The sequence below is a fragment of the Orbus sasakiae genome, from assembly GCF_039542345.1.
Classification (GTDB): Bacteria; Pseudomonadota; Gammaproteobacteria; order Enterobacterales; family Orbaceae; genus Orbus; species Orbus sasakiae.
The window spans coordinates 1854160-1867904 of sequence record NZ_BAABHY010000001.1; the positions used below are offsets into that span (position 1 = coordinate 1854160).

A 13745-nucleotide genomic window follows, 5' to 3' on the forward strand; every position below is an offset into this window, starting at 1 on the left:
ATTATAATGTATTGAGTCCTAAAACATCACGCATATCATACAAACCGGTTGGTTGGGCACTTAACCATATTGCGGCACGTACAGCACCGTTTGCAAAGGTCATGCGGCTTGATGCTTTATGTGAAATTTCGACTCGCTCACCAATATCGGCAAAAATTGCTGTATGTTCACCCACAATATCGCCAGCACGGATAGTCGCAAAGCCTATAGCACCTTTTGGACGTTCACCTGTGTGCCCCTCTCGGCAATAAACAGCATGATCAGCAAGCTTAATATTTAAGGTATCAGCAATCGATTCCCCCATCGCTAAAGCCGTGCCTGATGGGGCATCAACTTTATGGCGATGATGCGCTTCAATAATCTCTATATCACTATAATCGCCCATGATTTTGGCCGCTTTTTCTAGTAGCTTAAGGACTAAATTAACGCCAATACTATAATTGGCCGCAAAGACGATACCAATATTTTTTGCTGCTTGCGCAATCATCTCTTTTTGACTATCACTAAAGCCGGTTGTACCAATAATCATATTTTTGTGGTTTTCGACGCAAAATGCCAAATAATTTAATGTACCTTCAGGTCTGGTAAAATCAATCAAAACATCAAATTGATCTTTCTCTTGTTCAAGTTGATCTGTGACACGAATGTTTAATTTGCCCAAACCCGCTAATTCGCCTGCATCAACGCCCAATAATGAAGAACCGGTATGCTCAAATGCTGCGCCTAAAATAACACCTTCGATTTGTAAAACCGCATTAATCAGCTGTCTCCCCATTCTGCCACCAGCGCCGGCAATGGCAACTCGGATTGAATTATTGTTCATATTTGTTCTCATATTTAATTAGGTTATTAATTTATCATAGTGTAGGTAATACTTATAGTACCTATGTTTTTAATTAATTTTTAATCAATAAAATTAAAGTACTTTATATAATAGTTTACTAAATTAGATTACCATTAGATGGTCATATGGTGAACTAATTATGAAAATTATTTTATTGCACACATAGCACATAAGGACTAGTAGATGTTTTCGTCGTGTATTGAACATTACCTTCAACCAAGCCAACCGTATAATTTACTGTTTTACTCACTGAACTATCAGGTATATCTTTAGTCCAATAGTACCAATAATAGAAATTTTTAGACAAGTCACTCACATTTGCCATCATATCCCGTTTATTTCCATCACTTGGCGAATAATAAAAAACCTTCCCCCACTCTGCGGTTAAGCCTTCCCCAATCGTTCGTGAAAAACCATTATTTTGAGCATAAGCCGACATAGAGATAGTTGATGTATCTGTAGAATAAATGGAATTAGTCAATTCTGCGCGAGTTGGTATATCAGCACCTAATGTGTTACAAGAACTCTGCGCATTAGCAAATGTTGGTCTGGTTGAAGGGGTTGCCAAAAAACTGAACCAACTTCGTGACGAACCTAATTTAAAACTATAATAATAAGGTACACTCGTCGTATTATTAACAACCTTTAAGACATACGGCTGGCTTTGATCAGGTGTCACGGTAGTAAATTTAAATTGGCCTTTCGCATAAGTCTGTTGATCGGCTAACGCACTATTTGGGTTTTGTTCTAAACTAACCGTATAGCCCGATACGCTATTGTATGGGACAATTTGGAACCGAGCATCAGGAAAAGCGGTTGTTGGAAATTTTTTATCCACCCAAGCTTTAAATCCCTTACTTTGAACAAACACTGACGAATCAAATGCTGGAGAGCGATTCACACTATTACTCCCACTCGCTGCATTATTCCCCCCCTCAGGCCAGCCATTTGGGATATTTAACGCTAAATTACCTGGCTGAATATAACAGATCCCATCATTTGCATTTACTGTATAACCTTTTGCAATTGAAGTTGTTGTTGAATTCGGTACCCCATATTGGGTATAAGCGGTAAAATCAAACGAAACGTTTAGTGAATAAGGACCATTGTAACTTGATGAGTCAGTACAAATATCTCCCCCTAAATTACTCGATGAGCTATTGCTGATGACCGTATTATTTTTATCTTTCCAAACATAACTCAAATTATTGACTGAATATGAGTTAGTTGTAGATAACAGATCACCATCAATATCCGTGATATCCGATTCACTTAAAGAAATCTGCCCGAGTTGAGGATTGACTAAATTGAATTGACTATTGAGCGGCAAGTTGATATCACTCACTTCGCCAGGTGAATAGTCATAAGAAAAGCCAACGGTATCCGTGATTTTAAAATAGATACTGTTTTTAATTTTATCAAGTGTCGCCGCTAAAATTTGAGGCTCGTTGCCAACAATATATTGTGCGGTTGTTGCTGTTAATGAAGAGAACGCGTTTACACTAAATAACGCGAACACTGGTAAGGACGTTAATATCGCTCGATGAGCGCATTTTTGTTTTAAAGCGAAGAATACCATTATTATTTTCCAGTTATATTTATTATATGGATAACAAACTTAATATTCGAGAATTCATATATACCCATTGAATCAATGAATATATATGATTGCTTATAAACTTACAATATTTTTAATAGCTCAACATCAAAAACTAATGTGCTAAATGGTGGAATTGCAGCCCCTGCGCCTTGTGAACCATAGGCAAGTTCTTGAGGAATATATAATTGCCACTTAGAACCGACTGGCATTAATTGTAACGCTTCTACCCAGCCACGAATCACGCCATTGACGGGAAATTCAGCAGGTTGACCACGTTGTTCAGAACTATCGAATACCGTACCATCGATTAAACGGCCAGTATAGTGAACACTAACACGATCATTCGCAGTTGGAATCGCACCATCGCCTTGTTTTAGCACAGTATACTGTAAACCTGATTCAGTCGATTTAACGCCATCTTTGAGTAAGTTGCTTTTTAAGAAATCGACACCAGCTTGAGCTACTTGCTGCGCGGCTAATTCTTTTTCTTGCATTGCTTTTTCATGTACTTGACGTAGTGCATCATGTAAAACTTCTAGCGGGAGTGCGGGTTGCTGGTCAGTTAAGACATCTTCTAAACCTTGTTTGAGGGCTGAAAGCGCTAAATCTTTTAAACCTGACTCTTTCAATTGTTGACCTATTTGCAAACCGATACCATAGCTTGCCTTTTCTTCGACGGTTTCAAACTTCATGTTTTCTCCTTTTTCGAAAATGAAAAACCCGCAAATATGCGGGTTTTATTTATAATCCACGAATGTTGAATTGCACCAATTATGCTTCTGGTACGATATCAATCATTACTTTAGCGAAAACTTCGCCGTGAACTTGGAATGAAACTTCGTGCTCACCAACAGTACGTAAAACACCGTTAGGTAAACGAACTTCACTTTTAGATACGTTAATACCACGCGCTTTAACTGCGTCCGCGATATCACGAGTACCAATAGAACCAAATAGACGACCTTCGTCACCTGCTTTAGATGCGATGGTTACTTTAACTAATGCATTGATTTCAGCGGCTCTTTCTTCAGCTGCTTTTAACGCATCAGCAAGTTTTGCTTCTAATTGTGCACGTTGTGTTTCAAAAAACTCAACGTTTTTCTTAGTTGCTGGTACTGCTTTACCTTGTGGAATCAAAAAGTTACGAGCATAACCTGCTTTAACATTAACTTGATCACCTAAGCTGCCTAAGTTAGCAACTTTGTCGAGTAGAATAATTTGCATTATGTGTTCCTCTGTTGCTAATTACTGATGGTTGTCAGTATACGGTAATAAAGCCAAATAACGAGCACGTTTGATTGCACGAGCTAATTGACGTTGATATTTTGCACTTGTACCTGTGATACGACTTGGTACAATTTTACCACTTTCAGTGATATAACTTTTTAGTAAAGAGATATCTTTATAATCAATCTCTTTAACACCTTCTGCTGTAAAACGGCAGAATTTGCGACGACGGAAATAACGAGCCATTTGGCAGTTCTCCTATTTAATCAATAAATTTAATTTCGCTGGCATGTAACACAATTTGTTGAATATTATTACGCTTCGTATGTGTACTAATAAACCCTATCACTGTGATTTTACTGCCTTTTTTAATACTGTGAGTTAATTCATTCGGTCCACTGACAATCACTGGTATGACGCACCATGATTGCCTTTTTAATTCCGCTTCCATTTGTTCTGAAACATGTTCCAAAAAAAACTGGCAATGCGTAATTCCATTAGGACTTACTTTTCGAATGGGTGTCTTTAAAACAGAACCGGACAGCGCCAAACGATTATGCATTGATTAATCTTCTGATTCTTCAACGTCATCTGAATCAACACCATCCGCATCGTTAAAGTCACCTTGTTGACCTTTACGATCATCTTTAGCTTTAAGCATTGGAGATGTTTCTGTCACAGCGTGCTTAGTACGCATAATTAAACTACGAATTACTGCATCGTTGAAACGGAAGTTATCTTCTAACTCGTCTACCGCTTCTTGTGTCGCTTCTACATTCATAAGAACATAGTGTGCTTTATGCAGTTTTTCAATAGGATAAGCCAATTGACGGCGGCCCCAATCTTCTAAACGATGGATAGTACCACCCGCAGTAGTTAAAGTACCAGTATAACGTTCAATCATACCTGGAACTTGTTCACTTTGGTCTGGATGAACCATAAAAACAATTTCGTAATGACGCATTATCGCTCCCTACGGATTAATCAGCCTTCTGTCTGGGTCAACCGTAGCCCAATGAAAGCAAGGAACATGAAAATTAAGCGGTTGAAATCGACGGCGCATTATATATCAGCACTCTTCAAATAGCCAGTAAAAATACCAATCAATTTAATGTCATCATTACCGCGGTAAGAGACTCAATTCGTTACACTCTTTTTTTAGTTGATTCTTTTGCTTTTCACTCAGCGTTGCAACATGTTGCCCCTTTAAAGCGCAATGTAATGTATACAATACATTGATTGAGACGCTTTTATTATTGCGTTTTAATTTTAAAAAACAACGATGTGGGCCTTGACGCTTAAATTCGTCTAAATTGACAATTCCAGCCCGGTATAATGCCCGTTCCAATGAAACGTTCATATTAGGGAGATCCTTAATACGCGATTCTTTTACACGTTGTCTTAATTGTTTATCTTTGAAAGCATATTCAATGACCATCTGAATAATACGTTTTAATTGCTGTTGATTTTGCCATAAGCGATCTGTTACTTGGTAGTATTGCAATAATTTCACAATCACACCAGTGTCAAAAGCTAAAGCTTTCATGTTGAGTTCACTAAACATTGTTAAATATTCTGAATGCCCCCTTAAGTAAAGCTTATCGGCATAAATCCAAGCAAACATTGTGTCATCAAAACATACTCCCGATCCCCCAAAAAGCGGCTTAATAGTGATTCGTTCAAGATTGTCTGCGGAAAAACAAGCTAATAATTTGTCAGTTATTGTTCTGGTATTTTCTTTCATTATTCCATCACCATCGTGTTGATTGTTTGACTTACTGATTTAACTTACCTTATTGTTAATTTAACGTAAATTATTTGTAAGCAAAACGTTTTATTTGAAATGAAATAATGTTTTGCGATCTCTATTCCAAATAATAAACAATGAATTAACGTATTTTACAGTCTGTTTATATTCAGGTAGGTCATTTGGTATTATCTCTGGCGATTATTTCTTAATATAACTTTACTCAATAAACCACCATGCAACCGATAATATGATTGTTATTCTAATCTAAAGATAATACAATTCTGGCTAATGATAAAAAATAGTCCCTATTTAGCGGAACATAATGAAAATTATTTTCACATTTTTAACTCTTTTGTGTTCATTTACAGCAATAGCTAATGACAAAAATAATGATATTAATCAATTAATTATATCCTTCGTGGAATGTGATGCACAATTCTTTTCTGACATTTCAAGTTACAAAGAGGAACTGTCTTCTTACACACCAGTTAACGATCTTAATCCGCAGCTTGCCTATATTCCCGTCGCGGATCGCAGTAAAAATGGTTATAACTATCATATATTTAGCAAACCAATTCACTATAAGTCACTTTTACTGACCGGTTACTATGACAGCGCATTACCATTAGGAAAATTTGGGGATTATTATTTTTGGGGATTTATTGTTGATAATTCACTCGATGAAATTAAATCATCGCTTGATTTTTTAAGTTGGAGTGAAATGGAAAAAGATTCACTTTATACCGCTAATCCTAAAATCCGTTTTTCTGACGATGGATTAGATATTTGGCATGAAAAAACAAACATCATCGCGGGTGTTAAAACGATGCCTGCATTGGGGACTACCGAAAAATTATTACTGCTGGAAAAAAGCCCTGAAATGACATTATTAGTCTGTTCAGTTCAAGGATTTTTTCCACCAGAGTTACTACAAACAATTCGTCCCGATATCACACTGAGTCATCTTGTAAAATAGTAATAAGCCTGCTTAAATAGCAGCTTCGTCCATTTCGCCTGTACGAATACGAATGACTTGTTCCACATCATAAACAAAAATTTTGCCATCACCAATTTTACCCGTCTGAGCTGTTTTCATAATGGTTTCAATACACATTTCAACAATCTCGTCTTGAACAATAATTTCGATTTTGACTTTTGGTAAAAAATCGACCATATACTCTGCACCACGGTATAATTCTGTGTGCCCTTTTTGGCGACCAAACCCTTTCACTTCAGTCACCGTCATTCCCGTGATACCTTGATCGGCTAACGCTTCACGAATATCATCCAGTTTAAATGGTTTAACAATTGCTTCAATTTTTTTCATCATGTAATCCTTGTCTTCTTTCTCTTAAACTGGCCAGTTTTTCATACCAAAAGCAGAGGTAATTGGATAACGACGCCCCTTACCAAAATTGCGCGAAGTAATTTTCGGCCCAACCGCTGACTGGCGGCGTTTATATTCATTAATATCCACTAATTTAATGACACGACGTATCGTTTGTTCATCATAACCTAATTTCACTAAATCATTAACCGATAGATCTTGCTCAACATACCCTTTTAAGATTCCATCTAAAATATCATAGGGTGGCAAACTATCTTCATCTTTTTGATCCGGAGCCAGTTCCGCTGAAGGTGGTCTTGTGATCACACGTTCGGGTATCACATATGATAAAGTATTACGGTATTTAGATAATGCAAATACCAAGGTTTTTGGCACATCTTTTAGCACATCAAAGCCACCGGCCATATCACCATATAACGTTGCATAACCCACTGACATTTCACTTTTATTGCCCGTTGTTAAAACTAACTGACGACGTTTATTAGATAATGCCATTAATATGACACCACGACAACGTGCTTGCAGGTTTTCTTCGGTGGTATCACGTGTTGTGTTACCAAACAGTGGCGTTAATTGTGACATAAATGCATCAAACATCGACTCAATTGAGGTAATATTAAACTCAACCCCTAAAATTTCGGCTTCTTCTTTTGCATCAGCAATACTGATATCAGCTGTATAACGAAAGGGCATCATTACCGCTTGCACTTTATCTTTACCTAGTGCATCAACGGCGATAGCTAAGGTTAAAGCAGAATCAATCCCACCAGATAAACCTAAAACCGCGCCATTGAAACCATTTTTAGTCACATAATCTCGTGTTGCTAGCACTAATGCCTGATAGATACACGCTAATTGATTTTCTTCGCTACACACTGGCTGAATGTCAGCCTTAAGATAATCCTTAATGACAGCAACATGGGGTTCAAATGATTTCAGCTGGCAAGTCTTATTACCTTGCGAATCACAAATAAAGGAACCACCATCAAAAACCAATTCATCTTGCCCACCAATTTGATTCACATAGACAATCGGTAATGCCGTCCTTTTAGCATGATGTTGAACTAACGTTTGTCGATGCGACTGTTTTTCATAATCATAAGGTGATGCATTAATGGCAATAACAAGCTCAGCTTGTAAATGATGTAGTTTGTCAATAGGCTGATTTTGCCATAAATCTTCACAAATTAATAACCCAATTTGCTTGCCTTTAAATTCAACGACAACATCTTTTGTTCCAGCCGTAAAATAACGTTTTTCATCAAAAACATCATAATTAGGTAAGCACTGTTTATGATAGATAGCGATCTGCTTGCCTTGATAAAAAAATGATACTGAATTATAAATTTTATCATCTAGCCAAGTTGGATGACCCACAACAACACCGCAATTTTGGCTTGCGAGTTGAATTTGAGCTAAAGACGATTCACAGCGTTGTTTAAAATCTGCTCGATAGATTAAATCCTCTGGCGGGTAGCCACATACGGCAAGTTCTGAAAAAATTAATAAATCTTCACTTAAATGATGATTGATTAATTCAATAATACGTACTGTATTTCCTTCAATATCACCGACTCGAAAATTTTGTTGGGCTAAAACAAGAGACAAAGACATATAAAACTCATTATGCAGACAAAAATAAGCATTAAGTTTAAATGATTCTAAGTTGCGCTGCTAGTTTTTTATGTTTAAGATATTTCGATTATGTGACATATTGTTAGTAACTGTTTTAAGTATCAGGATAAATGTGTTTTCATCTTCATGTTTATCTAAAAAAATGGTGATTCATCTTATTTCAGTGCTAACCAATATCTATAACATCACAGATGATACTTGCCATTTCATAAACAATAACAGGCGCGCAGTACAACACTTTATAGGGATAATTCACCATGTTAAAAACACTGATGGTTTCATTGAATGAACGTAGTTACCCAATTACAATAGGTGAAAACACATTAAATACGTTCGAACACTTTCAATTAAAGTCAGGTCAACGTGTTCTTATTGCAACGAATCAAACCATAGCACCGATTTATCTTGCTGATTTAACCACTATGCTTGAAAAAAATGGTATCAAAACCGACCATGTTATTGTTCCTGATGGTGAACAATTTAAAACGATGGAAACATGGAACACCATTTTATCGGCATTATTAAAAAATAATCATACGCGAAACTCGATTTTGATTGCACTTGGCGGTGGCGTTATTGGTGATGTGGCTGGCTTTGCAGCAGCGTGTTATCAACGTGGCATTAAATTTATCCAATTACCCACCACCTTATTATCACAAGTTGATTCCTCTGTTGGCGGTAAAACAGCAATTAATCATCCGCTAGGCAAAAATATGATCGGCGCGTTCTATCAACCTCAATCGGTTGTCATTGATCTTAATTGCTTGAAAACACTACCGCAACGAGAACTATCAGCCGGTCTAGCTGAAGTCATAAAATACGGTATTATTCTTGATGCAGACTTTTTTACATGGCTAGAACATCATATTGAAGATCTTTTAGCACTCGATCCTAAGGCAATGAGTTACTGTATTTATCGCTGCTGTGAATTAAAAGCGCAAGTCGTCGCTGCTGATGAAACGGAGCAAGATTTGCGCGCGATTTTAAATCTGGGTCATACTTATGGTCACGCTATTGAAGCTGAACTTGGATATGGTAATTGGTTACATGGTGAGGCAGTCAGCGTTGGTATACTAATGGCGGCGCATGCAGCAAGACAGCTAGGTTGTTTTAATGAAAATGATATCACGCGAATCAAAGATCTTTTAATGAAAGCCAAACTTCCCGTTAGTCGACCAAAACAGATGTCAACGCAATCCTATATTGCGCATATGTTGCGTGATAAAAAAGTGTTATCGGGACAGTTACGTTTAGTATTGCCGACCAAAATCGGTCATGTTGAAGTGGTTGATAACGTTAGCCAAGATGTGGTCTTGCAATCAATCGACAATGTCGCTTAACGATTTGCCTGTCAATCTCATTGTTTGACAGGCAATGTAATATTAAAACGATGTGTTTAAGCTTTCTGCATAACGTCGCTTGCGATACAAGATAGCCAAAACAATGCCTACAATACAACATAAGTAGGGCGCAATAAAAATAAAAGTTATATAGCCAAAAAATATTGGTATCATAAAAAAGAGACCAAATAATAATCCCAAGATTAAACAAACCCGATTATTATTTTTTGGCGCCATTGCACTACCAAAAAAACAAAAAGCAAACGTGCCAATCACTTGTCCTATCATACTACCGAGAACAAAACCGATCCAAAATGCCGCATCGGGCGTGATGCCTGGAATAATACTGATGAGTATAAACATCACAAGAAGTAAAATAAACTTCACTACCACGTAACTTAAAATAGCAATAGGTAGGACAAATAGCCAATTCATCACAGGGGGTAAATTAATAGCAAATGTAAATTTCCCCGTATCTGGTGTGATGATACGGTGATATAAATTCGTGATTCGATTCTTCATTTATGTGTTCTCTGTATAATGCAGTTATAATGATTTAAAGGCGATATCGGGTAAAATCACTTTACCTTGAAAATAAAGTTCTGCTGCAATACGATCAGCAAGTTCATTGTATATCTGGCTAAATGGGTTATCTGGCTGGCTTATCACAGTAGGACGACCATTATCAAGATCTTGTCTTAATACCCGATCTAGTGGAATTTGTCCCAATAATTGGGTGTGATAGTGTTTGGCAAGTTGTGCTGCTCCGCCTTCCCCAAAAATGGCCTCGTGATGGCCGCAGTTTTCACAAATATGGTAGCTCATATTTTCAATTATGCCGATTGTTGGAATATTGACTTTATTAAACATCGTGATGCCTTTTTTGGCATCAATCAAGGCAATATCCTGCGGCGTCGTCACAATGACACTCCCAGTAACAGGAATACTTTGTGCTAACGTCAATTGAATATCACCCGTACCAGGTGGCATATCAATCACAAGATAATCTAATTCAGGCCACATTGTATCTTGTAAAATTTGTAATAGCGCTTTACTCGCCATCGGACCACGCCAAACCATCGCATTGTCTTGCTCAACTAAATAGCCGATTGAATTGGTGGCTAATCCAAATGCCATAATCGGCATCATATGCTGATTATCAGGAGACATTGGATGTTGATTTTGTGTTCCCAACATTGTCGGAATTGAGGGGCCATAAATATCAGCATCAAGTAAACCCACTTTGGCACCTTCGTGTTGCAAGGCTAAAGCAAGGTTGACCGCCGTCGTCGATTTCCCCACCCCCCCTTTACCTGAACTCACAACAATAATGTTTTTAATATTCTTAACCGCATGCTGCTCATTGGCGCGCTTTAACGTTGCAATATCATATTCAATTGACCAGTCAATGTGACGTGCTTGGGTACATTGCTGTAATTCGTTACCAACTGTCTTTTGTAATAAACCAAAAACAGTTTGCCACGCAAACGGCATCACTAATTTAATCGTTAATATTCCATCATTTAACTCACACTGTTTGATTGCATTGAGTTCCATTAAATTTTTAGATAGTGTTGGATGCGTAAATGCGGCGAGGATTGATTTAACCTGAGATAAATCGTTCACAGACATGATTTAACCTTTGTAACAAAATTATTTATGATAAATTATCGCACAAATCTGGCGATAATCCTATGTTTGATGTAGTATTTGTAAATCATTTTGAAGGTATCCTTTGATTTATCATACAACGATCTGATGATGAAAAATAAATGTTTTTTCATTATATTAATCTGGCAAAGTATACTATCAATAGTTTAAATCAATATCCCAATCAGCAAGCATTAAAAGGTAAAAAAATGACTGACAAACGTAGAATTTTGGTAACATGCGCCCTTCCTTACGCTAATGGCTCGATTCATTTAGGCCACATGCTTGAGCATATTCAAGCAGACGTTTGGGTTCGTTACCAACGAATGCGAGGTCAAGAAATCTACTTCATCTGTGCTGATGATGCTCATGGTACGCCGATTATGCTAAAAGCAGAGCAAATGGGGATTTCACCAGAACAGCTTATCGCAAAAGTGAAAGAAGAACATCAACACGATTTTGCAGGATTTAATATCAGTTTTGATAATTATCATTCAACGCATAGCCCTGAAAACCGAGCACTATCTGAGCTCATTTATGGTAGATTAAAAGCAAATGGTTATATTAAAACAAAAGTCATTTCACAACTTTTTGATCCTGAAAAGCAGATGTTTTTACCCGATCGTTTTGTAAAAGGGACCTGCCCGGTATGTAAATCACCAGATCAATATGGTGATAATTGTGAAGTCTGTAGTGCCACCTATAGCCCAATTGATCTCATCAACCCAAGATCGGTTGTTTCTGGTGCAACACCGGTTATCAAAGAATCAGAGCACTACTTCTTTGACTTACCTGAATTTAAGTCAATGTTACAAGAGTGGATTCGCTCAGGTTCATTACAAGAACAAGTTGCAAATAAAATGCAAGAATGGTTTGAATCTGGGTTACAACCGTGGGATATTAGCCGCGATGCACCTTATTTTGGTTTTGAAATCCCCGAAGCACCTGGCAAATACTTTTACGTTTGGCTTGATGCCCCTATCGGCTATATGGGATCATTCAAAAACTATTGTGATCGTGTCGGCAATGTAAATTTTGATGACTTTTGGCATAAAACATCCAACACCGAGTTATACCATTTTATCGGTAAAGACATCGTTTATTTCCACAGTTTATTTTGGCCTGCCATGTTAGACGGTAGCGAGCATCGTAAGCCGACCAATATTTTTGTACACGGTTATGTGACAGTAGATGGCGCAAAAATGTCAAAATCACGCGGGACATTTATCCAAGCAAATACCTATTTAAAACATCTCGATCCTGATTGTTTACGCTATTACTATGCTGCAAAATCATCCGCAACAATTGATGACATTGATTTAAATTTAGAAGATTTTGTACAACGCGTTAATAGCGATATTGTGAATAAAGTGGTTAACTTGGCTTCACGTTGTGCTGGGTTTATTAATAAACGTTTTGACGGTCAATTGTCTTCTCATATTGCTGAACCAAAACTTTATGAGCAATTTGTACAAAAAGCGGCATCGATTGAAAACCACTTTGAAAATCGTGAATTGGGTAAAGCCATTCGTGAAATCATGGCGCTAGCCGATGAAGCCAATCGTTATATTGATGACAAAGCGCCATGGGTTGTCGCAAAACAAGATGGTCAAGAGCAACAATTACAAGATATTTGTTCAATGGGTATTAACCTATTTAAAATTTTAATGACTTATTTAAAACCCATTGTACCTAATTTGGCTGAACGTACAGAAGTCTTTTTAAATGCACCCTTGCAATGGGATGAAATTAATCAGCCTTTGATTAGCCATCAAGTCAATAAGTTTAAAGCACTGTTTACACGTATTGAAATGATCAATATTGAAAAATTAATTGAAGAAACAAAAACATTATTAGCTCCCGTTGAAACACCATCGAACAGTGATGTTGAAGCGATTGAACCAACCATCAACTTTGATGATTTCGCTAAAGTAGATTTACGCGTTGCATTAATTAAAGAAGCTAAATTTGTTGATGGTTCTGATAAATTGTTACAGTTAACATTGGATATTGGTAGCGAAATTCGCAATGTATTTTCAGGTATTCGTAGTGCTTATCCTGATCCTAAATGCCTTGAAGGTAAACTCACAGTGATGGTCGCGAACCTTGCGCCACGTAAAATGCGTTTTGGTCTATCACAGGGAATGGTGTTATGTGCTAGCGGTAAAGATGATAAAGGTGGATTATATCTACTATCACCTGATAGTGGTGCTAAACCCGGTATGAAAATCAGTTAATCTTCAAAGGGGCTCTGCTCCTTTTTAGATCAAATCGGTTAATAATCTTAACAAAGTTACGCATAATAAGGCTAAGAAAATGTCGAAATATCCAATTAATCATTAGCATTAAAA

15 protein-coding genes are annotated in these 13745 nt (G+C 37.2%); 3 read left to right on the top strand and 12 right to left on the bottom strand.

The features are described from left to right. Position 1 precedes the first annotated feature (1 nt). The 8 genes from dapB to ABEA36_RS08270 all read right to left on the bottom strand — a co-directional run bounded on the left by dapB (position 2) and on the right by ABEA36_RS08270 (position 5415). Positions 2-823 carry a 4-hydroxy-tetrahydrodipicolinate reductase gene (dapB, locus tag ABEA36_RS08235; protein WP_345490742.1) on the bottom strand — a complete coding sequence of 274 codons (822 nt, stop codon included), beginning with the start codon at positions 821-823 and terminating at the stop codon, positions 2-4. A gap of 172 nt (positions 824-995) precedes the next feature. After that, positions 996-2423, bottom strand: a complete 1428-nt coding sequence (locus ABEA36_RS08240) for a hypothetical protein (protein ID WP_345490744.1) — start codon at positions 2421-2423, stop codon at positions 996-998. A gap of 101 nt (positions 2424-2524) precedes the next feature. After that, the gene (gene bamJ / locus ABEA36_RS08245; RefSeq protein ID WP_345490746.1) at positions 2525-3136 is read right to left on the bottom strand and encodes a BamJ family beta-barrel-assembly machinery protein; all 612 of its coding nucleotides are present in this window, start codon (positions 3134-3136) and stop codon (positions 2525-2527) included. A 79-nt stretch (positions 3137-3215) separates the two neighbouring features. Further along, positions 3216-3668, bottom strand: a complete 453-nt coding sequence (rplI, locus tag ABEA36_RS08250; RefSeq protein WP_345490748.1) for a 50S ribosomal protein L9 — start codon at positions 3666-3668, stop codon at positions 3216-3218. A 21-nt stretch (positions 3669-3689) separates the two neighbouring features. Beyond that, positions 3690-3917, bottom strand: a complete 228-nt coding sequence (gene rpsR, locus ABEA36_RS08255; protein ID WP_345490750.1) for a 30S ribosomal protein S18 — start codon at positions 3915-3917, stop codon at positions 3690-3692. A gap of 16 nt (positions 3918-3933) precedes the next feature. Continuing rightward, positions 3934-4233 carry a primosomal replication protein N gene (priB, locus tag ABEA36_RS08260; RefSeq protein WP_345490752.1) on the bottom strand — a complete coding sequence of 100 codons (300 nt, stop codon included), beginning with the start codon at positions 4231-4233 and terminating at the stop codon, positions 3934-3936. A 3-nt stretch (positions 4234-4236) separates the two neighbouring features. Further along, on the bottom strand, positions 4237-4635 hold the full coding sequence (gene rpsF, locus ABEA36_RS08265; RefSeq protein ID WP_345490754.1) for a 30S ribosomal protein S6: 399 nt from the start codon (positions 4633-4635) through the stop codon (positions 4237-4239). Positions 4636-4791: 156 nt separating this feature from the next. After that, positions 4792-5415, bottom strand: coding sequence for a TfoX/Sxy family DNA transformation protein (locus ABEA36_RS08270; protein ID WP_345490756.1), 624 nt, complete (start codon positions 5413-5415; stop codon positions 4792-4794). A gap of 328 nt (positions 5416-5743) precedes the next feature. Here ABEA36_RS08270 and ABEA36_RS08275 point away from each other — a divergent pair, with 328 nt between their 5' ends. Then, on the top strand, positions 5744-6397 hold the full coding sequence (locus ABEA36_RS08275) for a hypothetical protein (protein ID WP_345490758.1): 654 nt from the start codon (positions 5744-5746) through the stop codon (positions 6395-6397). A gap of 12 nt (positions 6398-6409) precedes the next feature. On the opposite strand, the gene glnB is transcribed toward ABEA36_RS08275, so the two are convergent. Continuing rightward, positions 6410-6748 (bottom strand): nitrogen regulatory protein P-II, encoded by a 339-nt coding sequence (gene glnB, locus ABEA36_RS08280; protein WP_345490760.1) that lies wholly within the window; start codon positions 6746-6748, stop codon positions 6410-6412. Between the two features lie 24 nt (positions 6749-6772). Next, positions 6773-8383 carry an NAD+ synthase gene (locus tag ABEA36_RS08285; protein WP_345490762.1) on the bottom strand — a complete coding sequence of 537 codons (1611 nt, stop codon included), beginning with the start codon at positions 8381-8383 and terminating at the stop codon, positions 6773-6775. Positions 8384-8661: 278 nt separating this feature from the next. Between ABEA36_RS08285 and aroB the strand changes: the two genes are divergently transcribed. Next, positions 8662-9744 carry a 3-dehydroquinate synthase gene (gene aroB, locus ABEA36_RS08290; RefSeq protein ID WP_345490764.1) on the top strand — a complete coding sequence of 361 codons (1083 nt, stop codon included), beginning with the start codon at positions 8662-8664 and terminating at the stop codon, positions 9742-9744. 42 nt (positions 9745-9786) lie between these two features. Here the strand turns inward: aroB and ABEA36_RS08295 are convergent, their stop codons facing one another. After that, positions 9787-10266 (bottom strand): hypothetical protein, encoded by a 480-nt coding sequence (locus ABEA36_RS08295; RefSeq protein ID WP_345490766.1) that lies wholly within the window; start codon positions 10264-10266, stop codon positions 9787-9789. A gap of 24 nt (positions 10267-10290) precedes the next feature. Beyond that, positions 10291-11376, bottom strand: coding sequence for an iron-sulfur cluster carrier protein ApbC (gene apbC / locus ABEA36_RS08300; protein ID WP_345490768.1), 1086 nt, complete (start codon positions 11374-11376; stop codon positions 10291-10293). 227 nt (positions 11377-11603) lie between these two features. On the opposite strand from apbC, the gene metG reads away from it, so the two are divergent. Beyond that, a complete protein-coding gene (metG, locus tag ABEA36_RS08305; RefSeq protein WP_345490941.1) occupies positions 11604-13631 on the top strand; it encodes a methionine--tRNA ligase in 2028 nt (675 codons plus the stop codon). The last annotated feature ends 114 nt before the right edge of the window (positions 13632-13745 follow it).